Annotated in this window: 14 protein-coding genes; 6 read left to right on the top strand and 8 right to left on the bottom strand. The window is 70.0% G+C overall.

The features are described 5' to 3' along the window. Positions 1-164: 164 nt before the first annotated feature. The 4 genes from ACZ67T_RS44640 to ACZ67T_RS44625 form a co-directional block, all read right to left on the bottom strand. Complete coding sequence (locus ACZ67T_RS44640; protein ID WP_469992609.1) at positions 165-1433, bottom strand: MFS transporter; 1269 nt, start codon at positions 1431-1433, stop codon at positions 165-167. A gap of 579 nt (positions 1434-2012) precedes the next feature. Continuing rightward, on the bottom strand, positions 2013-5306 hold the full coding sequence (locus ACZ67T_RS44635; RefSeq protein ID WP_469992607.1) for a S8 family peptidase: 3294 nt from the start codon (positions 5304-5306) through the stop codon (positions 2013-2015). Positions 5307-6028: 722 nt separating this feature from the next. Next, positions 6029-7471: a lipase family alpha/beta hydrolase gene (locus ACZ67T_RS44630; protein WP_469992606.1), complete on the bottom strand. Its 1443-nt coding sequence runs from the start codon at positions 7469-7471 to the stop codon at positions 6029-6031. A 59-nt stretch (positions 7472-7530) separates the two neighbouring features. Beyond that, positions 7531-11958, bottom strand: coding sequence for an AAA family ATPase (locus ACZ67T_RS44625; RefSeq protein ID WP_469992604.1), 4428 nt, complete (start codon positions 11956-11958; stop codon positions 7531-7533). A 97-nt stretch (positions 11959-12055) separates the two neighbouring features. Here ACZ67T_RS44625 and ACZ67T_RS44620 point away from each other — a divergent pair, with 97 nt between their 5' ends. Next, on the top strand, positions 12056-13054 hold the full coding sequence (locus ACZ67T_RS44620; protein ID WP_469992602.1) for a translation initiation factor 2: 999 nt from the start codon (positions 12056-12058) through the stop codon (positions 13052-13054). Between the two features lie 66 nt (positions 13055-13120). On the opposite strand, the gene ACZ67T_RS44615 is transcribed toward ACZ67T_RS44620, so the two are convergent. Then, positions 13121-13795 (bottom strand): hypothetical protein, encoded by a 675-nt coding sequence (locus tag ACZ67T_RS44615; protein WP_469992600.1) that lies wholly within the window; start codon positions 13793-13795, stop codon positions 13121-13123. Positions 13796-13874: 79 nt separating this feature from the next. Further along, entirely contained in the window at positions 13875-14900 is a 1026-nt protein-coding gene (locus ACZ67T_RS44610; protein ID WP_469992599.1) for a hypothetical protein, read from the bottom strand. A gap of 592 nt (positions 14901-15492) precedes the next feature. On the opposite strand from ACZ67T_RS44610, the gene ACZ67T_RS44605 reads away from it, so the two are divergent. Continuing rightward, positions 15493-15681, top strand: coding sequence for a DUF6381 family protein (locus ACZ67T_RS44605; protein ID WP_469992597.1), 189 nt, complete (start codon positions 15493-15495; stop codon positions 15679-15681). A 361-nt stretch (positions 15682-16042) separates the two neighbouring features. After that, a complete protein-coding gene (locus ACZ67T_RS44600) occupies positions 16043-16885 on the top strand; it encodes a DUF6461 domain-containing protein (RefSeq protein ID WP_469992595.1) in 843 nt (280 codons plus the stop codon). Between the two features lie 260 nt (positions 16886-17145). On the opposite strand, the gene ACZ67T_RS44595 is transcribed toward ACZ67T_RS44600, so the two are convergent. After that, a complete protein-coding gene (locus ACZ67T_RS44595) occupies positions 17146-17490 on the bottom strand; it encodes an EthD domain-containing protein (protein WP_469992593.1) in 345 nt (114 codons plus the stop codon). A 516-nt stretch (positions 17491-18006) separates the two neighbouring features. Between ACZ67T_RS44595 and ACZ67T_RS44590 the strand changes: the two genes are divergently transcribed. Continuing rightward, complete coding sequence (locus ACZ67T_RS44590; protein WP_469992591.1) at positions 18007-18591, top strand: GNAT family N-acetyltransferase; 585 nt, start codon at positions 18007-18009, stop codon at positions 18589-18591. Between the two features lie 205 nt (positions 18592-18796). Here ACZ67T_RS44590 and ACZ67T_RS44585 read toward each other — a convergent pair whose 3' ends face one another. Then, complete coding sequence (locus ACZ67T_RS44585; RefSeq protein WP_469992589.1) at positions 18797-19147, bottom strand: DUF6300 family protein; 351 nt, start codon at positions 19145-19147, stop codon at positions 18797-18799. Between the two features lie 105 nt (positions 19148-19252). Here ACZ67T_RS44585 and ACZ67T_RS44580 point away from each other — a divergent pair, with 105 nt between their 5' ends. Both ACZ67T_RS44580 and ACZ67T_RS44575 read left to right on the top strand, forming a co-directional pair. Then, positions 19253-19561, top strand: a complete 309-nt coding sequence (locus ACZ67T_RS44580) for a transposase (RefSeq protein ID WP_326708198.1) — start codon at positions 19253-19255, stop codon at positions 19559-19561. Then, positions 19558-20254, top strand: a 697-nt coding sequence (locus tag ACZ67T_RS44575; RefSeq protein ID WP_469992587.1) for an IS3 family transposase, incomplete at its 3' end; no start/stop codon positions are given. The genes ACZ67T_RS44580 and ACZ67T_RS44575, both read left to right, overlap by 4 nt.

The following is a 20254-nucleotide window of genomic DNA, read 5'->3' as shown; positions in this document are numbered from 1 at the left end:
GGACTGGCGGTATCGGCCTGCAGAGCGCCGGTAAGACCAGAATCCGTTCTGGCACAGCGCGAAGAAACAGGAAGCCACGGATTCCCGACCGAACCTTGTGCCGCGTAGCGGCACAGCAACGATCGAGAAGGCCAGAATCCTCGGGCTACAGCCCGAGGAGCAAGTCAATCCAAGTCCTTGCCCTCGGTCTCCGGGAGCGGAGCCGCGCAGATCAGGGCGAGAGCGAGGAAGGCCATGATGAACAGGATCGTGGACGAGTAGCTCGTCGCACGAGCCAGCAGGAAACCGATCACGGACGGTGCCAGCGAGGTGGCACCCAGCTGGGCGGCGGTCGCCCACGAGTAGCCGGTGGCCCGCAACGCGGTCGGGTAGAACTCACCGTTCCAGGTGTTCCACACGCCCCAGGCCCCCAGGCAGAAGAACGACAGGGCGAAGTTCGCCACGTACATGGCGGTCAGGGTGTCGGCGTAGGCAAAGGCCACACCGGCGACCGCGGCGAGGGCGACGTACGGCAGGAACACCTTCTTGCGGCCGTAGCGGCCCGTCAGCCAGGACGCCGAGACATATCCGGGAATCATGAACACGGCGCTCAGCGCGACGAAGCCGAGGCTCGCGGACATGCTGAGCCCCTTGTCCTGAAGCAGGGTCGGCAGCCATGTCTGCAGCCCCCAGTAGCCCCAGTTGAAGGCGAAGTTGACGACGAGCATGAGGACGCTGACGCGCAGCAACGGCCCCCGGAGCAGGTCGACAGGACGGCCGGCACGGGCCTCGGACGCCGCGGGAACGGCGAACACCGTGCCGTCGGGCACCTCCGCTCCGAGCCGTCGCAGCACGGCCCCCGCTTCCTGGTGTCGCCCCTGTTCCGCGAGCCAGTACGGGGACTCCGGGACCCAGGCCCGGATGGCGAACACCCACAGTCCGGCGAGCGCGCTGGCAATGGCGACCACGTGCCAGCCGAGCTCGCCCAGGGCCTGCGTCACACCGACGGCAAGGAGGACGCCGATCGGCCAGCCGATGGACAGATAGACCGCCGCGCGGCCACGCATCCGAGATGGCAGCAGCTCCAGGAAGTAGGGAAAAGTCACCGTGTAGATACCGGCGAGTGCGAGCCCGGACAGGAACCGGGCCACCATGAGCACGGTGAAGTTCGGCGAGAAGGCGCTGGCCAGGGCAACGACGCCGTAGGCGGCAAGGGACCACAGACACACCGACCGGCGTCCGATCCGGTCGGACACCGGCCCCCACACGAGGCTGCCGGGGATCATGCCGAGCGCGACCGCGGACAGAGCCCAGCCGATCGCGGACTCGTTGATGCCGAAGGCGTCGCCGAGGTCCCCCGACACGTACACCAGCGCCAGTTGCTCCCACGACTCGATCACGAACGCCATGAACAAGGCGGTGGCGGCCAGCAGGTGGGTGCGCCCGAAAGGCATGCTTTCGAACCACGCGCCGACAGGGCGTGGCGCACTGCCCACCCCAGCCGCGACGGGCCCGGCGCCTCGGCCCGCTTCTCTCATGGTGCTCATCCGTTGTCCTTCCAGCCTGCTCAGGCTACGGCCCCCGGTATCAGGGGTGGCGGCACCATAAACATCGACGTACCTCTGCAGGCATGCATGCCGCACAGTCATGCCTGCGGCAGGGCGTGCGTCGTGCACAGTACGAGGGGCCTTCCGAGGCCATGACGTGGCTGGTACGGCGGTGCCGTCCTCGTGCGGACGCAGGTGAGCGCTGGTGCGTTCGTCGGTGTCCTCGGCGTCCTCGGCGTCCTCGGTGTCACCGGTGTCACGGCGGTGACCGTCCCCGCTCTCGTGAAGGAGCAGCCCGCACAGGGGCCGTCGCCGGCGCTCGCGGCAGCCGGGCTGCCTGCTCCCGGGAGGGCGGCGGCAACGGCCAGAACGGTGGTGGTCGCCACCGTCATGGCCGCTCGGGCGACGACGTACGGGAGTGCGTCCTCATTCCCGGCGAGGTGCGCTCCGGCGAGGAGCGCACCTCATCCACCGCGTCTGCCTCCCCTATCCGGCCGCGTTCGCGCCGAACGCCCGTGTGACGGTCTGGGTCAGTGTGCTTTCGTCGCTCGCCGACACGGTGGCGCGGAGCGTCGCGTAGGACGCGTCCGCCGGGGCTTTCAGGTCGACGTGCTGCGGTGAAGAGCCCTTCTCAGGATTCATTTTTGCGGTTTGCCAGGTGGCGCCGTCGTCCCAGCTGACCTGGACCTTCGTGCTGAAGACGGTGGCCTTGGCGGAGCCCGGGGCGCGCTGCACGCCGACATCCACCCGGGTCGTGGCGCGCTTCGCTGCGCGGCCGTAGTCGTCCAGGTCGTGCGCGGTGAAGTGGACGGCGGTCAGGGGCAGTACGGTGCCTTCGCCACTGTCGGTGGCGGAGTCGAAGCCCCACACCGACTGCACGCGGGTGGAGAGTTGGGCGTACGTGGTGTCGCGGTGGACGTCGGCGCTGAGCGTGTAGTGCCCGGCGCCGGACGGTACGGCGACGGACTTGCCGGAGCCGACGGCGTTCCACGCGCCGAGTGTCTTGTCGTCCTTGGTGAGGGTGACGGTGCCCGAAGCGCCCCAGTCGGTGCCGCCGCGGCTGCCGTCACCGTCGACGAACCACGGGACACCGGCCCAGGTGACGGTGTCGGCGACGCGGTAGACGGGTGCGGCGGGCAGTGACGGACCGATCACCGCGGCCGCGAAGTCGAGGGTGTCGGTGGGGCGGGGGCCGAAGGTGCGGGCCGTGGTGGCGATGCCTTGATGGGCGCCGATCGTCGTACGGTCCATCCACTCACCCGGCGTGCGGTAGTCGTGGACCGTCGACGGGTACTTCACCGGCTGGTCGATGTTCAGGGGCAGCAGGGTGTCGTCGTCCGGGGTGGCCGAGGCAGTGCCGGCCGCGGCCGTGCCCTGGCCGTGGAAGGTGACGCGCACATCCGTGAGGTCTCTGCGCTTCACCGTGAAGGACGGGTCGGCGGGGACGCCACCGGTCCAGGTGTGCGCCACGTGGTAGAAGTACGGGCTCGGCGCTGCCGACGAGGAGTTCTGCGCGGCGAAGACGCCGAAGGTCCGGTAGCGGGCGTCGGCGTTGTCCATCGGTGTCGCGTACAGCGACTGGTTCGCGGTGGCGCCGGTGGCGACCACGCTCATGGTGTACGAGGCGGCGCCCGCCGGCAGCGCCACGGCCGCCTGTACGGCAGAAGCCCGGGCGTCGTCCTGGTGGCTGTGGTCGATGCCGACCCGGACCGGGGCGGCGGTGCGCGCGTCGAGCACCGCGGTGTCGTCCTTCGTGGGCGTGATCGAGGTGACGGCCATCGTGGTGGTGCGGTCCGTGCCGGAGCCGCTGGTGATCGTCATGCCGACCCAGTACTGCGCCTCGGGAACGGTCGCCGAGCCCGTGCCGCCGGTGAGGCTGACCGGGTAGCGGTCGCCGGTCCAGCGGTTGACGAGCAGGGCCGTGCCCTTGGCCGGTGACCCGTCGCGCGCCACGGCGGTGACGGTGACCTTGTGGTCGGGTACCGCGCTGTTGGTGCCCAGGATGGTGCGGGTGACGGGGGTTCCGTCGTGGGAGGCGGTGAGGACCGCGGCCCATGGGCCGTGCGGCAGCACCGATCCCCGGGTGGTGACGGTGGCGGTCGCGGTGCCGTGCGCAGGGACGGTCACACTGTCGCGGTCGACCGCGAACTGACCCGGGTTGCCGGGCTGTGCGGTCGGCGAGAGCGGCTTGCCGATGGCGAGGTCGAGCCTCTCGTCGGTGCCGCCGGTGTTGGTGAAGGTGACGGTGTGCTCGGTGTCCTTGCCGGCCGTGTCCGCCCAGCCGTCAGTGGTGGTCAGGTTCGCGGGTGAGGCGAGAATCTGCTGCTCGACGGCGCGGCCCGCGTCCACCCGGCCGGTGCCCTGCTGGTACGGGGAGCGCCCGTCGGTGGGTGCGGCGCTTTCCATCAGCGCGGCCTTGATCTGCTCGCCGGTCCAGTCGGGGTGCGCCTGGGCGACGAGCGCGGCGGAGCCCGCGACGTGCGGGGTGGCCATCGACGTACCGCTCTTGGACGTCCAGCCGCCGCCCGGCTTGGCCGCGACGATGCTCACGCCGGGCGCGGTGATGTCGGGCTTCACGGCGTTGTCACTGGGGCGCGGGCCTCGGCTGGAGAAGAAGGCCAGTTGGTTGTCGCGGTCGACGGCGCCGACGGCGAGGGCTGAGTCGGCGATGCCGGGCGCGTCCACGGTGGCGGTGCCGTTCTCGCCCTCGTTGCCGGCGGCGACGACGAAGAGGGTGCCGGTGCTCGCCGACAGCTGGTTGATCGCGGTGATCGCCGGGTCCTCCTCGTCCGCGGGACCGCCGAGGCTCATGTTGACGACTTTGGCGTGAACGGTGTTGGCGGCCCAGTCGATCCCGGCCAGGACGGCGGAGGTGGGGCAGTTGCCGGTGCTGTCGCAGACCTTGCCGACAGCGAGGTTCGCGTCGGGGGCGACGCCCTTGTACGTGCTGTCGGTGCCCGCGACGGTGGAGGCGACGTGGGTGCCGTGGCCGTTGTCGTCCTGGGCGCTGCCGGTGCCGGTGAAGTCCTCGGAGCTGGCGATGCGGCCGGCCAGGGTCGGATGGCTGAAGTCCGCGCCGGAGTCCAGGACGGCGACGGTGACGCCCTTGCCGGTGTACCCGTCCTTCCACGCCTGGGGTGCGTTGATCTGCGGGACACTCTTGTCCAGGGCGACCTTCATCCGGCCGTCGAGCCACAGCTTGGTGGCGCCACCCACCAGCGAACGGTCCGACGCATGGGTGAGCCGCTTCCAGGTCGCGGCGGCCTCCCTCCGGTCGCCCGGGCCGAGCGGGGTCATGCCGAGCCGCGTGATCGAATGCCCCGCCCCGGAGTCCGTACCCGCGGCGGTCCGCGCCTTCTTCGCGGCGTCAGCGCCCTTGCCGTGCTGCACGATCAGCCCGACGGTGCGGTCGGTGGCGGAGCCGCTGGTGCCGTACCCGGCGTCCAGCAGCGCCTCGACGTCGAACAGGCGTGAGTCGACCCGGCCCGCAGCGAGCAGCGCCTGGGCGTCGGCGGGGACGACGCTGAGGTCGTCGGCACCCACCGCGCTCGTCGTGAACGTCATGTCCGCGCGGCCGGGCCCGGGGTGGACGGTGGCGGAACGGATGGCACGCCCGGACCGTTCGACGGTGACCGAGTCGCCGGTGGGCAGGGGCACGGTCACCGTGGTTGCCTCGGCCTGCTTCGACGAGGCGCCTGCCACGGGCGTGGCCTGCGCCGAGGCGGCGGGTATGACCGTAGCCACCACAGTCATCGCGGCCGCGAGGGATCTCAGATGCACGAAGGAACTCCTGACCGGAGAGACGAACACAGAGCAGGATCGCCGGATCGTCCCACGCATGCCGGGCGCCAAAGGCGGTTGCTCCTTGGCGAATTGACGACGTGACGCGATGCCGCCACCGCCGCAGCACGGGGCCGGGGCGGAGTCACTGCGCCGACGGGATCGGCCCCGGCGCGCCGCAACTACCGGGCTGCCGGAGTCCATGGACCGGCGCCGACGACCTGCTGATCGCACGGCCCGTCAGGAGTGCCGGAGCTCCTCAGTACGGCGCCTCACGCTGCGACCCCATGCATTTCATGGCGGCTAGCCGTACACCCGACTTCGTCGTCCAGGCGGCCCGCCACCCTTCGTCAAGACCATCCTGGCCTTGCACCTCACCACGGCAGCCTGAGGTCGATGCGGCCGACCCGTTCCCTGCACGGCATGCGGCACCCCGGCCCGCTCGACCCGCGTCATCGACACCCCCAACCATGGCCGGCGCTGGCTAAGAATCCGCCAGCCCAGAGCACTACGAAGAGGTGCGCGGACACCCCCATGGACGCCGAGTTCAACAACAGCCTCGCCCCGGTCACCGGCACCCGGCCGCCGGGGCCTTCACCGGTGAGGCGGTCATCGACGCCACCGGCAAGTACGCGATGCCGGGCGGAGTCGACGACCACACCCTTGTGAGATGTCCTTCGACAGCAGCTATGTGTCGGGCACCTTCGAGCTTGGTCGGTGGTTCACAGTTCGCCGACGGTGACGACTTCGTGGCATGCCATGTACGGGCGGTCCGCCTCGACCTGCAGGACGAAGGTTCCCTGCGAGGCTGTCAGTTCCGCGGTCGCACCGCCCGTGCCGTCCGGCTGCAACATCACCGGCTTGGCGTCCGTGAGCGGCGTGGTGAGAGGGGACAGGCGGGCGCGGAGCGTCCGTTCGGTGACCGTCGGCCCCGTCGCCCGGACGGTGAACGGCGTGCTGGCCAAGGCGAGTTCGGGCACTTCGATGCCGAAGGCAGTGTCCCCGTCGAGCATCTGGCGGGCGGGCCTGCTGCGCCGGATCGCGCCGAGCTGATGCCGCAGGGACTCGGCACCCGCCATGCCTGCGTGGCGTTCGCCGCTCCACAGCGCGTCGTCTTCCCGCTCCAGCGCCCAGGCGGCCATGGCCGATCCGCCGGGTACCGTGCCGTCTCCGCTCCATTCCCCGTCGTTGTCCAGCCGCGTCACGAACTCCAGCGTCCCGTCGGCGCCGACCACGACACCGTGCACGGTGGGGTGTGCCTTCCCGGCGAAGCAGTGCACCCGGTACGGCGGTGCCGTGAGTCCGCTCTGATGGCGTTCCCATGCCTCGTCGATGTCCCGGTGGAACGCGAATGCCTCCGCCACCAGTTCGGTGGGCAGGTCCGGCACGGGTGCCCGGGTCAGGAGGCGCCGCTTGTCGTCGTCCTCGCCGAGCACAGCCTCGTACCGGGGCAGCAGTTGCGCGACGGACGGAAAGGACCGCGCGAGGTGGGCCAGTCTCTCGTTGACCGACAGGACGCGCTCGAACGCCCGGGTGACCGTGTGTTGCGGCTCCAGGGCGTGACCGGTGAGCACCCGGATCGCCTTGGCGGCACCCCGGAACGGCGTGCCCAGGGTCACCAGGGCGCGGGTGTGCTCGCGTCCGCCGAGGCACTCCAGGTAGTAGCGGGCGACCAGGCCGCCCATGGAATGGCACATGAGGATCAGCTTCGGTGGGTCGTCGTGGGCCTCCGGGTACACCCCGGGAGCGAGTTCCCGCCATTCGGCCAGGGCCGTGTCGACCCGGTCCCGCAGCCGTCGCGCGGTCAGCCGGTTCGACAGGCGCCAGTCGTAGGGGAACACCAAGTACTGCTTCGGATGCGGCCCTTGCCCCTTCCTGTCGGCGTCGCTCCAGCCGAGGGCGGCCCGGACGTCGGGGTATCCCATGCTGGACACGAGGCCAGGCAGCGCCTCGGGGCTCTTCAGTAGTCGGTCCGCGCCCAGAGCCCAGGGGCCTTCGGGCGCTTCGTCGCCGATGCCGGGCGGCAGCATCAGACCGTCCACCGCCCGCCCGGGTTTCCGGAGGCCGAGCAGCGCCTGCTTCGACTGGTGCCAGACGTCCTTGCCGTCGCGCGTCAGGCGCGTGCCGAGGATGCCCGGCACGAATACGACCAGGTCGTGGTTCACGTGGTGGTTCTCCGCTCTCTTCCGCTCCGGCGGTCCCTGCCCGCCTGCCGTCCCCGGGTTCACCCGCGCCGCAGCGCGGCCGCCAACCGGTCCTGGGGAATCCTCACCTGGTCGCAGCGGTCGTGGCCCTGGACGAACAGCGTCAGTCCGTGGCGCGGGCTGTACACGCCGTTCGCCGCCTGCACCTGCGTGCCGCGGTACGGGATCGCCAGCTCGTCGAGCCGGGCCTGCCCGGCCACGTCCCGCACGGTGACGGTTCCTGCCCCGCCGAAGGCCAGCAGCAGCGGCTGCCGGGCCGTCCCCGCGAAGGCCAGGGCGGTGGGCGGGCCGTGCGGGGCGGAGAACCGGCCGGCCGACCAGTCGTCGTCGTACTCGGCCAGCCGTATGGCGCCCGCCTCGGTCCAGGCCACCAGGGGGACCCGCGCGCCGTGGTCGAGACGGGTGGTCAGGACAACGCCGACCCGCCGGTCGGGGGCGGCGGCCCGCTGTTCCACGAGACGGAAGCGGCTCTCGGTGCTCTGCCACAGCGTCAGGGCGTCACCGCAGTCCGCCACGACCCACGTCTGTCCGTCCGCCGTGTGCGCGGCCAGGTCGCACACCCTCACCTGCGCGGCCTCGATGGCCGGCTGTGCAGTCCACGCCTTGCCCTGTCGGCCGTACGGGACCACCCGCCGCCCGTCGGGGACGAACAGCAGGCACCCGCCCTCGGGTGCCGGTACGAGCGCGAGCCCGGGGACCACCTCGTTGACGTCGCCGCTCAGTTCGACCGGGTCGTCCTCAGTCCACTGTGTGAGGTCCTCGCCCAGCCGCCACACCCGGACGCGGCGCCCGGCCGCAGCGGCTACGAGCCACGCGCCGTCGTGCCACAACGCGGCCACCGCCGTGACCCGTTTCGCCGTGGAGAACACGACGCCCGGACCTGCCTGACCGCGCAACGGGGTGTGCACACCGAGCAGCACCCGCTCGCCGGCAGCCCGCGCCAGCAGTACCGACCCCGAGGACGCGGTCGCGACGGCGATCCGGGGCCAGGACTCGCCGCGCACCGGTCGCGGGGCCGAACCGGCGCCGGTCAGCGCCGCGGTGTCGACCACCCGGACCTCGTCGCCGTCGCCGAAGGCCAGCCGCCCGGTGCCGTCGGGGTCGAACGCCAGGCCGCTGCGCGGCGCGGCCAGTCTCAGCACCGCGTCGACCGTGTCGTCGGTGAGGCTGCGCACCCGGACCTGCCCGCCCTCGTGCAGTGCGAGCAGCGGCGTGGCACCCAGCTTCCCGAGGGCGATGTGCTGCGCCGGGGAGTCGAACCGCGCCACGCGGACGATGTCCGGGTCCCCGTGCCCCGGCGCGGACACGCGCCACACCGTGACGGCGTCCTGGTCGGGGCCCGCCTCGGCCACCGCCACGAATCCGTGATCGGCGTCGTCGGCGAGGGCCGCGGCGGCGCAGTAGCGCACACCGGGCGTGCTGTGGAACTCCCGGCCGCCGCGCACCAGGGGCCGGTCGCCGTAGAGCTTGCCGTGCAGTTCGTGCAGGGTCAGCGAACCGGCGGCAGTGAGCAGGAAGCAGCGGTCCCGCAACGCCAGCAGGGCCACCCGGTCGGCCGGCACCGGCAGGACGTCGTGGCGCACGTCCCGGTCGTCGGACGCGCCCCCCGACGTCACGGCCCAGCGCCACGCCCACACCCGGCGTCCGTCCGCTGCCACGATCTGGACGCCGTCGCCGCAGGGGGCGGCGTCCAGGGCGCCGATGTTGCCGTCCCAGCCGTAGGTCCTGCGCGGGAGCCGCTCGTCGCCCCACCACAGGTGCAGGGACCGGCCGTCGTGCGAGGCGGTGATGCGCCGGCCCCGCAGGCTCGCGCCGCGGACCGCGGTGAACGCGGCGTCCCGCACCTGGCCTTGCGGGGCCCGCCGGGTGTGGACGTAGGCGCCGGTCTCGGCCCGCCGCCCGACGATCTCGCCGCGCCCGCCGAGGGAGATCAGTCCGCCGCCCTCCCGGCTCCAGTCCAGGGCAAGGGCACCGCCGAGCGGCGCGGACAGCGTCAGCTCGGTCGGCCGTGGGGCCGAGTCCGTCCACACCTCCCGCCACCCCCGCTCCGCGAACCCCGGCAGCCGGTCGAGCTCCTCGTGGATGTCGGGGTGGCCGACGAACGCCTCCGCGGCGAGCATCGCTCTGCGCAGCACCGGCGACAGCTGGTCCCGGAACTTGCCGCCGACCCGCCGGTAGAGGTCGGCTCCCTCGCAGGTGCCGGCCGACTGCCCGGTCAGCGGCATCATCACGTCCGGCTCCGTGTGGACCAGGAACTCCGGGTCCAAGAACAGCTGCTTGAGAGGGTGCTGCTCGTCCGGTGGATCGTCAGGTCCCACCGGTACCTGGGCGGCGTGCGCGCCCAGGTAGGCCAGGGTGTACTCGTGCGCCCGTTCCCAGTCCCCTGCGGGGCGGTGCAGGGCGTCGAAGACCCGGCGGTGCGCGGCCCCCTCGGTCAGCCGGGCCCGCTCCAGCAGGGCCGTGCCGTAACTGGCGTGGTCGAGACGGTACAGCGGAGGCAGGCCCGGCCGGCGTTCCGTGGTGATCAGGACGTCCTTGAGCCGGTGGAGCATGGCGTCGAGCATCCCGCGCGCGATCTCGGGGGTGCGCCTGCGGCGCAGCTCGTTGGCCAGGCCGAGCCAGAGGTCGTGATCGGCAAGGCCGGGGCCCTGGACCACGGCAAGCGGCAGCAGCAGCTCGGCGAACCGGTCGCGGTCCGCGGGGTCGAGCACGTTCAGCTCGTCGGTCATGCGCGCGCGCAGTTCACCGCCCCCGCGCTGGACGAAGACGTCGAGCGCGGAGGCGGAGAGCACAGTGGACTGCCGGGCGAGTGCGCGGGCCGCCAGGCGGGCGACGAGGAACCTGCGCCCGCTGCGCCGCGCCACCAGGGCGGCGGCCTCTCGCCGCGGTGCCGCGTTCTGCGGCCCCGCGTAGGGGGATCCGGGGGTGTCGGCCAGGAGGGTGGCCACCAGCGCGGCGATGTCGCGCTCAGTGTCCCGGTCCAGGTCCAGGTCCAGGACGGGAGAGGTGCGGTCCAGCGCGTCGATCAGCGACTCGCGTGCCCCGCCGTCGACCGTCCGGCGGGGATGGGCGCGGGTCCCGACGACCAGCGTCACGCCGGGGCGCCGGGAGAGAGGGTTGAGCAGCCTGCGGGCGATCTCGTGGGCCTGTCCGGGCATGGCCTCGTCCAGGCCGTCCACGAGCAGCGTGACGCCGCCGATGCGCGGCATCAGCGCGCCGATCCGCTCCACCACCTCCCGCGCTGTGATCCCCGCGTCGTGCGGCATCTCGGCGCCCAGCGGCGCAAGAGCCCGGAGCAGGGAGTGGGCCAGGGAGTGCAGGGACATCCCGTGGCAGGACACCGCCGCGTGAATCGAGCCGGGCCGCGGCACGGTCTGCGGGGGCGGCGCCGGGTCCAGGGTCCGTACGCGACGGCGCACCGACAGCAGGGCCAGCCGCGCGAGGAGCGCCGTCTTGCCGGTCCCGGCGGGACCGGTGACCACCAGCATGCCCCGGCTCTGGGAGGCGGTCCAGGTCACCAGTCGGCTGAGCGGACGTACCCGGCCCGAGAAGTGGCTCGGCAGCAGACCGTCGTTGACCGGCCCGAACTGCTCGGGCGCGAGCCAGGGTTCCCGGTCGGGCGGGAGTTCCGCGGAGCGGTAGACGGCGTCGGAGGAGTCGTAGTGGGGGTTGTGCAGGAACCTGCGGCTCAGGGAGTGGACCTCGACGTATGCGGGCCGCAGCGTGGCGTCCTCGTAGCCGGCGTCGACGGCGCGACGGTCGATGGCCTCCAGCAGGTCCGGCACCAGGAGGAACGGGGCCGTCGGCTCGAACGGGCGGACCGTGCCGTCCAGTTCGAGATTCTGGTCAGCGAGAGTGTCCTGGACCCAGTCCACCCACAGACTCTCCTCCACCTGGCGGTCGGCGCCCGCGGTGGCGAGGACCACGAACCCGTCGCGGGAGGGCCCGGCGTCCTGGTGGCGCCGCAGGGCCTCGTGCAGCCAGCGCGTCCCGTCGAGGGTCTGTTGCGATTCGCAGGCGTCGATGATCACAAGCAGCTCGGAGCCGCGCACCTGGGCCAGGCGCTCCAGGAGGCGGGTGAAGGGCATCGCCCGGGTGGCAATGGGGTGCGGCCGGCCCGGTTCGTAGCTGCCGCGGCAGGCGAGGACGTATGCGTCGTCCTCGGTGGTGTGGCCGTGGCCGGTCCAGTAGAGGATCTTCCGGGCCGCGTCGGCGGCGACGAACCGTCTGAGGCCCTCGTCCACGCGCTCCAGAGTGCCGTCGCCCTCCAGGTTTTCGGCACGGCCGAAACCGAGCCGGTCGCACAGCTCCACGAAGCGGCTGCGGGCCCGCAGGACGTGCCGGCGGTCGCGCGGTCCGGGTCGCTCGCCGTACTCGGCGATGGCGACCGAGCCGACCAGACTGGTCGACCGGAGCGCTTCCCGTCTGATCTCGACATCGGCAGACAACCCCGTAGTTCCTCCCGCGCCTATACTCATCGATCCGCATGATGCATGTCACGGAATTGCCCAACAGGGCCTCGGGAAGGGCGGGTTGATGACCCTCATGGACAGGTTCACCGTGGTCGGACGCCAGACCGACTGTCATGTCTTCGAAGGAGACGGAACCAGTCCGATCGACGAGGAGAACATGCGGGTGAAGTACGTGCCCGAGCGAGTGGAACTGCCCGACGAGGTGGCCGAGTGGCGGCGCGAGATCGAGGCTGAGGAGGTCCGCAAGGAGGCGGCCGGCGAGCCCTACCGCTGGAACAACCCGCGCTTCGCTGTGCGACGCCTCGTCGTCTCCCGCACCCACACGTCCGAGATCCCGGTCGCCACCCTCACCCTGTGCGACGCCGACTACTACGACTTCCTAGCCACGTCCATCAACCTGGACCGCAGGCAGAAAAACGGCCTGACTCTGCGTCAGCAGTACATGGACGGCAAGGACCTCCTGGAGGTGCCGCCGTTCATGTACTGCAGCTTCGGCGTCAACGTCGCCGTCGAGACCGGCAAAGACGGCAAGATGCTGTTCTCCCGCCGCAGCGCGCGGGTCGCCGGACCCAACGCGTCCAAGTGGAACTCCTCCGCCAACGAGGGACTCGCCAGCAACCACGATCTCTCTCCCGACGGGCGGGTCAGCCTGCACGCCGCCGCCCGACGGGCGCTGCGCGAGGAACTGGCCGTACTGGACTCGGACGAGGTCGACCTCGAACTCCTCGGATTCGGCTTCGATGTGCGCAACAACCAGTGGGCCGGCTTCTTCCGCGCGGTCCTTCCCGACCTGTCCGAAGCCGACCTGCGGGTGCGCTGGAGCCGGGGTGTGGCCGACAAGTGGGAGCACGAGGGACACACCTTCGTCGCCGCTTCCCCGGAGCCGGTCCTGAGATTCATCCGCGACGAGCCCGCGGAGTCGTGGACCCCCTGCGCTCCCGCGCTCTTCTACCTCGCCCTGGTCCGCGGCGCGGTCCGCGCCCGCGGCGGTGACCCCGACGCGCGGTACGAGGTCGAGGCCGTCGAGCGCAGGGTGCTGGCGGAACTCGACGAGCAGGAGGCCACCTTCTAGTAGTACTCCAGCCGTAGATCGTCAGGGTCATGGCGTCGGTCGGCCGAGTCACATTGCCTGGCCGTTCTATTCGTGTGTGGCGGTCTTGAGCCACGGCCTCAGACTCCGTTGCGCGACCCGCAGCACTTCGTCCGGAGACAACTCATCAGCTCGTTCGATCACGATGAGATCCCAGTCCTTCCGGTGGGCTGCGCCAAGTGTCACTGCACGCTCACGCAGCAGGTACTGCACAGCCGAAGCCACGTCGGCCACTGGAGGACTTACCTGATAGCCGGCGAGTTTCCCGACGTACCAGTCCAGCCACTGCCCGCCTTCCCTCGTCGCGGCTCGGGACAGTGCGGACTCGGCATTGCCATCGAGAAAGACCATGACCAGGCGGACCCGTGCGAGAACCGCGGTGAGGTCGGTCATGAAGGCGTCGATGGTCTCTTCGCCGTGCCCCATGGCCAGCAGCGTGGGCACGAACGGCATCAAGGCGTCCGCGATCACCACTTCATCGCCGCTCGCCACGACCGCATCGACGAACTGCGCGGTCGCCGCGATCAGTGTCCCCAGCGCGACCGTGCCGGTCGCCTTGAACTCCTCGGCCACCGCTGCGAACTGCGGCCGGGTCAAGATCTCTTCTTCGCGGAAGTGGTCCGCCCGCAGTCCCGAGTCTGCCAGCCATTGGGACAGCCCGGCACACAGAGTCGACTTACCCACTCCGGGAGATGCTCCCCATACCGTGATCAGAACGGTCATGGCTGCCGATCCTAGGATCCGCAGCCATGACCGCCAACTCCGAGGCGTTCCTGGCCGTCCGCGCCGCAGATCGTGATCTTCACGGCTGCTTGAGGGCCTGGTAGCGGCTGGCCAGGGCGTGGAACGCTTCCTTGGGTTCCCAGGGCATGTCCGGGTAAGCGCGCGCGTCCGCTGGGTAGCCGCTGTGCTCGTCGAGAATCTTGACGATGCCGTAGGAGGCGAGGTCGGGGTCCGGTCCGGACAGACGGTGGGGCGTTCCATAGCCGGCAAAGCTGAACCAGAAGGCGGAGTCGACGCCTTCGTCCTCGAAGAGGGGCATGAGCTCGTCGAGATAGCGGACCTGCTCGCTCTCGTCGCGCAGCAGGTCCGGCTTGGGGGTGACACCGTCCGGCTCCATGGCCACGTACCAGCCCGAACCGCCGTAGTCGCCCGCCCCGTGGAAGGTGCAGCAGCCGACTTCCATGATGGCGACCGGTTTGCCGCGGATGAGCTCTCTGCGCAGGTCGTCGCGGTATGTGGCGGCGTTGCGGAGGCTTCGGAAGGCGTCCAGGCCGACGATGTCGAACGGGCTCCAGTCCACGCCGTCCAGGGGGCACGAGGCGTAGCTGACCGGGCCGGCGAAGAGGGGGCGGACGGTGCGGACGACGTCGGCGAGGAAGGCGTTGACTTTGTCGGGGATGGGCCGGAGTGCGGCTTCGCGATCGGGTCCGGCCAGGACCGGGATCCGGTCGTTGAAGGTGTCGCCGGGCAGGTACCCGCGGGCGAACAGGCTCAGTTCACAGCCGGTGACAAGGACGACTTCGGCGCCATCCTGGCGCAGGCGTTCGGCTCGCTCCGCGCAATCGGCGAAGTACGGCAGCATCTGTTCGTCGGTCATCTCGCAGGGGAACGGCGAGAACCAGACCTCCAGACCGGCGGCTGCCGCATGCCGCGCGGTGGTCTCGATCCGGTCCGGGTCGCCGCCCGTGATGCGGATCGCGGTGCAGTGCAGATCGTCGGCGATGACCCGCATGTCCCGTGCGACGACGTCGGCGTCGAAGACGGGGCGGGAGGTATCGCCGTTGGGAAAGGTGCCGGTGTCGTAGTGGATGCCTTTGCCTCGCATGCCTTGCGCCTCCGAATAGCAATCCGCGTGTCGCCTGCAGCACGATCGTCAAGTCTCCAGCGACGTCCGAGTCAAGCCCCACCCCCGCGTCGGCGGGGAGGACCCAGAAAGGGGCGACTCATGCGCAAGCACCTGCGGATCATCCCCGCCGACGCGGGGGTGATCCGCGACATCGCTGAGTCCATCAGCAACTGCGGGTGGTGCTCCCCGCATCCGCGGGGTGATCCCGGTGCCGGGGTCGGCGTTCGGCCAGGGGCGTTCCCCCTCGCCAGGCACGTATCGGGCCGAGCACCTCGAATCGCAGCTGCTGAGGAGATCCGTCGTCCAACGCGAGGCTCCGCTTCGTAAGTCATCGACACATCACCAGCATTGGATCACCGCGGCCACCGCTATGGACACGGCATCGCACAACCCGCACCACCCCATGGGGCCATCGACGCCGCACGAGGTCGTGCACGGCCTCGCGAGGGAACGGTTCCGTGAGGGCTTGTCCAGCTGCGTAGATAGCAGTGGGTGACCGCTCGAGATGCAGGGGGTGGTGGGGCCTGTTTTTCTGATGTGGCCCGCTCCCCCCGTCACCCAAGGAGTGATCATGAGCGCTGCAGGCGAGTCCGGTCGTATCCAGCAGATGCGTGCCAAGGCCCAGGACCTGGAACAGGCCGCGGAGCGCGCCACTGACCCGCAGGAGCGCCAGCGTCTGAAGGACAAGGCCCGCCAGCTCAAGGAGCAGAGCGAGCACGCAGGCGGCACGGGCAAGTCGGACATCGACCCGACGATGTAGTCGCGGCAGTTCCGAGCACAGACACCGGCCGGTGGCCGACCTCCGTGACTTTCCGGCACGCGAGAGGCCCCCGGCCGGTCACTGCTGTCTGCGCTCAGACGCCCGCGGCCCGGTCAGACGCGTCGGCGAGGCCCTGTGAGTGCTCATCTCGTCTCAGGTGCCGACACGCTGATGCGCAACTCGCATGGGCGGAACGTAGCGCACCCACCAGCGCAAATCTGATGGCCACAGCCTGGGAACTGTCCAGGTAACACCGTACGTTGCTGACACGGACTCGGCGGCGCGACCCAAGGACCAACTCCAGCCCTAAAGAACCGGTTCACACCGGGCGTTGTCAGAGGCATCAGGCACACTGCGCCGTATGAACTTGGTGACCGCGCACGACTACGCCTGGATCCGCACCTCGCCGCTCTTCCGCCACATGATGGAGAGCGGATACACCCTGACACTCGTACGAGGGCGGACCCCGCGCGAGGTGCTGCGCGCGATGGAGGCGGAACCGCGCGGCACCGGGGAGGGAACGGCCGGGCTGATCGAGGGGGACGACGCCCACCGTGCCGAGGTGGGCTACGACTACTGGGACGAGTCCTACGTCGCGGGTGCCTTCAGCGCTCTGGGCGCGAACGGCGACTGGACACTCGTCCTCGGCTTCGACGGTGGCCTGGGGATCGCGGCGCCGTGCGTGGAAACGCTGTCGAAGGGCGGCCGCGTCGTGGCGCACTCGACCAACGGCGGCAAGCCCATCCACCTCTTCCACTGGTTCGAGGACGGTGAGCTCCGTACGACGTTCGAGGGCGCTTCGTCGCGCGACGGCGACACCCCCGATGAACTGGTCCCTCTGATGCGGGAAGTCGGCTTCCCTTTGACCCCCGAGGGAGAGCACGAGGAGAGCGCACCGGACGTCGACCGGAAGGCGGCGGTCTTCGCTCTGGCCGAGAGACTCACCGGCATACATGTCACCGAATCCCTCCTCCAGGACGCTACGTACGAGCTGGGCCTCGTCCCCGAACAGCCCGCCGAGGAGTGGACCGGCCTGGTTATCGACATCACCGATGCCCACGGGAACCGCCTGTACAGGGAATGGACCTATGAGGAGATCGCGGCGGCGTCGGACCGCGTACGGGCGGAGGCGAACGCGCCGGTCACGATTACCTATGACGAGCGATCGGCCATGGATCGTTCGGAGCGCGAAACAGGTGATTGACGTCCTCGCCTGCCCGAGGGCAGGGGATGTAGGCCCCAAGGATCGGATCGTCGGCCGGCGCCATCGGTTTGATCTGGAAGAAGTGATCCGTCACCGTCAATTGAGCGAACCCAGCCTGCTCGGCGATCCTCGCGCTATCGGCGATTGTCGCGGTGATCCGCTCCGGACGCGCTGATGCGGGACATCTCCAGAAGTGCGGGCTCAGATCCCTGTCGCAGACGCCGCTTCCCTCGCGAGTCGATAGACCTCGACGGTGATCCTCAACCGATGATCGGGCTCTCGGTGGTGTAGAGGAAGCGAGTCAGGGAGCGGTCGAGGAAGTTCTCCTCGTCGGCGGCGACGGTCGTGGTGAAGATGTCGGAGGTGAACCAGCGGGTGGCGTCGGCAATGTCGTCGAACCAGACCTCGACGACGCCGTCGTAGTAGGTGCTGCTCAGGCCGGGGATCTCGTCGTCGGTGGGTCGGAGCAGGACATGGCGCCGGACCGGCACCGCTCCGTCTGTCACGCTCGCGATCAGCGGCAGGTGCTTGTGCGTCCAGTACTCCAGGAACTCCTCGTGGGTGAGGTCCGCGCGCCGGGTCAGGAAGATGCTGATCTTGATCACAGGGTCTCCTCAAGACCAGGTGTGACGTTCCTGCGTAACTCCTATGCTATCCATGTGCCTTGAGCCGCTTCCGGAGCGATTGCGGAGGGTCCGAGACGCAAGGTCACTCGGTCGGGAGGGTGCCCGTCGCATCACTCATTGCCGGGCTCGCCGGCCGTGCGACCGAGGGGCGGCCGCCCGGGGACCGAACCGAGCCCCGCATTGCGGCCCGCCCGTCCTTCAGACCATCGACACCTGGGAACTGCACTGAGAGGGCGTTAGGTCCGTTTCTAGCAGTGGCCTGGTCCGGGTGGGTGAGGAAGCCTCGGCGCTCGAGGCGGCTGCGGGTGACGTTCGTGTCCGGGCCTTCGGCGGGCAGGCCGAGTAGTCGTGCCGTTCGCAGACCCTGAATGCCTGGTCGGCGTGCTGGTCGAAGGCGGCACGATCCGCTGGTAGGCGGTGCCTTGATCGTGAGGGCCTGACCGGGATCGGATATTCGGTGTTCTGCCTGCCCCATGAGGACACAAGATGGCGCGCATGACTTTGGCCACCCCCGTACTGCACACCGCTCGCCTGCGACTGCGCCCCTTCACCGACGCCGACACGGACCCCCTCTTCGCGCTGCACAGCAGCGCGTGCGTGATGCGCTATTGGGACTCTCCGCCGTGGACCGAACGGGCCCGCGCCGAGCGGTTCATCACGATGTGCCGGAAGATGGCGGACGAAGGCACCGGGGCGCGGCTGGCCATCGACCGTGCCTCTGACGGGGCCTTCGTCGGCTGGTGCGTTCTGACCGGATGGAATCCGGACTACCGCAGCGCGTCGTTGGGCTACTGCCTCGACGATGTGATGTGGGGCCAGGGCTACGCGACGGAGGCCGCGCACGCCTTGCTGCGGTGGGCATTCGACACACTGGACCTGAATCGCGTGCAGGCCGAGACCGATACGCGCAACGTGGCATCCGCCCGGGTCCTCGAGAAGATCGGATTCGTGCGTGAAGGGACGTTGCGGGAGGACTGCGTCGTGAACGGCGAGGTTTCCGACTCGTGGGTGTTCGGATTGATCAGGCGAGAGTGGAGGCCGTCGGTTGTGCCGATTCCAGCCCGCGAAGAGCGGCGTTAAGTCTGTTTCTGGTAGTGGCCGCGCCCGGGTTGAGCGAGGAAGCCATGACGCATGAGGCGTCCGAGGCGGCTGCGGGTGACGTTCATGGCCGTGTTGTCGGTAGCCATGCCGAGGAGTTCGTGTAGATGCGGCTTTGCGGTGAGCAGAGATGCCGATGATGCCGAGCCGACTGCGCTCATTTCTGTGGTGCGTGCCGCTGGTGGGTTCACAGGTCGCCGCGGTTCCAGCGCTCGTGGTCTTCGTCGAGGAGGTGCATGTCGACGGTGCGGTGTCGTACTGATTCGACCCATGCGGCCGTGAGGCCCCCGAACTCGGTCAGCTTGTCTGTGTCGAGTTGCTCGTTGTGCGTGAGGAGCGTGAGCAACTCGTCTGCGGCAGGCTGTCCCTGGTCGCAGGAGGGGCACAGTTCCGCTACGCGGATGCTGGAGATGAGCTCTCTGTGGGTGTTCTGCCACGAGTAGGTGAAGCGGGCCCTGAGCAGCGCTTCTCCGTCGCAGCGTGTGCACGGTGGCACGTCGTCGAGATGGAGGAGGATCTCTTCCTCGTCGGTGCTCACGCCACGCCCAGCCATGTGTCAGGGCCGAACGATCCCTGAGGTTCCCCCGAGATGCGGAGGATGCTGACAGCGGGTCAGATGGGACTCATGAGAGGAACATCGACCATGGCTGCCCCCAGGAAGTACTCGCTGGAGTTGCGTGAGCGCGCGGTGCGGATGTACCGCACCACGGATCCGAAGCCGCAGATCAAGAAGCTGGCCGTCGACCTCGGCGTGCATCCCGAGGCCCTGCGCGGCTGGATCCGCCAGGCCGAGGCCGACGCCGGCGAGCGCGACGACCGGCTCACCACCGACGAGCGGGCCGAGCTTGCGGCCCTACGCAAGGAGAACACCCAGCTCAAGCGGGCCAACGACGTCCTGCGGACGGCCTCAGCTTTTTTCGCGGCGCAACTCGACCCGACCCGGCCCAGGTGACGGCGCTCGTTGACGAGCATCCCCGCCTGGGGGTCGAGTGCGTGCTCCGGGAACTGCACATCCCCTCCTCGACGTACTACCGCTGGCGCCGCGCGGAGAAGGAGCCATGTGAACGGCACCGCCGCGACGTCGAGTTGACCGAGCAGATCCGCGAGATCCACGCCGCCTCGGGCGGCATCTACGGATCCCCGCGCGTGCACGCCGCCCTCAAACGCAAGGATGTCCACGTCGGCCGCAAGCGGGTCGAGCGATTGATGCGTGAGGACGGACTGGCGGGTGTGAGCCCGCGGCGGAAGGGCTTCACGCGCCGCGACCCGAAGGCCACCCTGGCCCCGGACCTGGTCAACCGGGACTTCACAGCGTCCGCGCCGAACCGGTTGTGGGTCACCGACCTCACGATGATCTCCACCAGTGAGGGGCCCTTGTGGCTGTCCGCGATCCGCGACGCGTTCTCCCGTCGTGTCGTCGCGTGGGAGACGTCGGCCCGCGCGGACGCCGACCTGGTGCTGACCACGCTCGAGTACGCACTCGCGTCCCGTGAGGTCGAGCCCGGCAAGCTCATTCACCACGCGGATCACGGCTGTCAAGGCGGATTCAGCCGGTCGTTGCAACACCTCGTCCTCGGAGGTGTTGATGGGCAGGCCAGCAGGGTGGATGGCGGCGTTGACCGGGCGTTCGCCGATGAAGTCGCCA

The sequence above is a fragment of the Streptomyces sp. NPDC107517 genome (genome assembly GCF_055582645.1).
The sequence above is the reverse complement of the archived record's forward strand: the minus strand, read 5'-3'. Positions and strand labels throughout refer to the sequence as shown.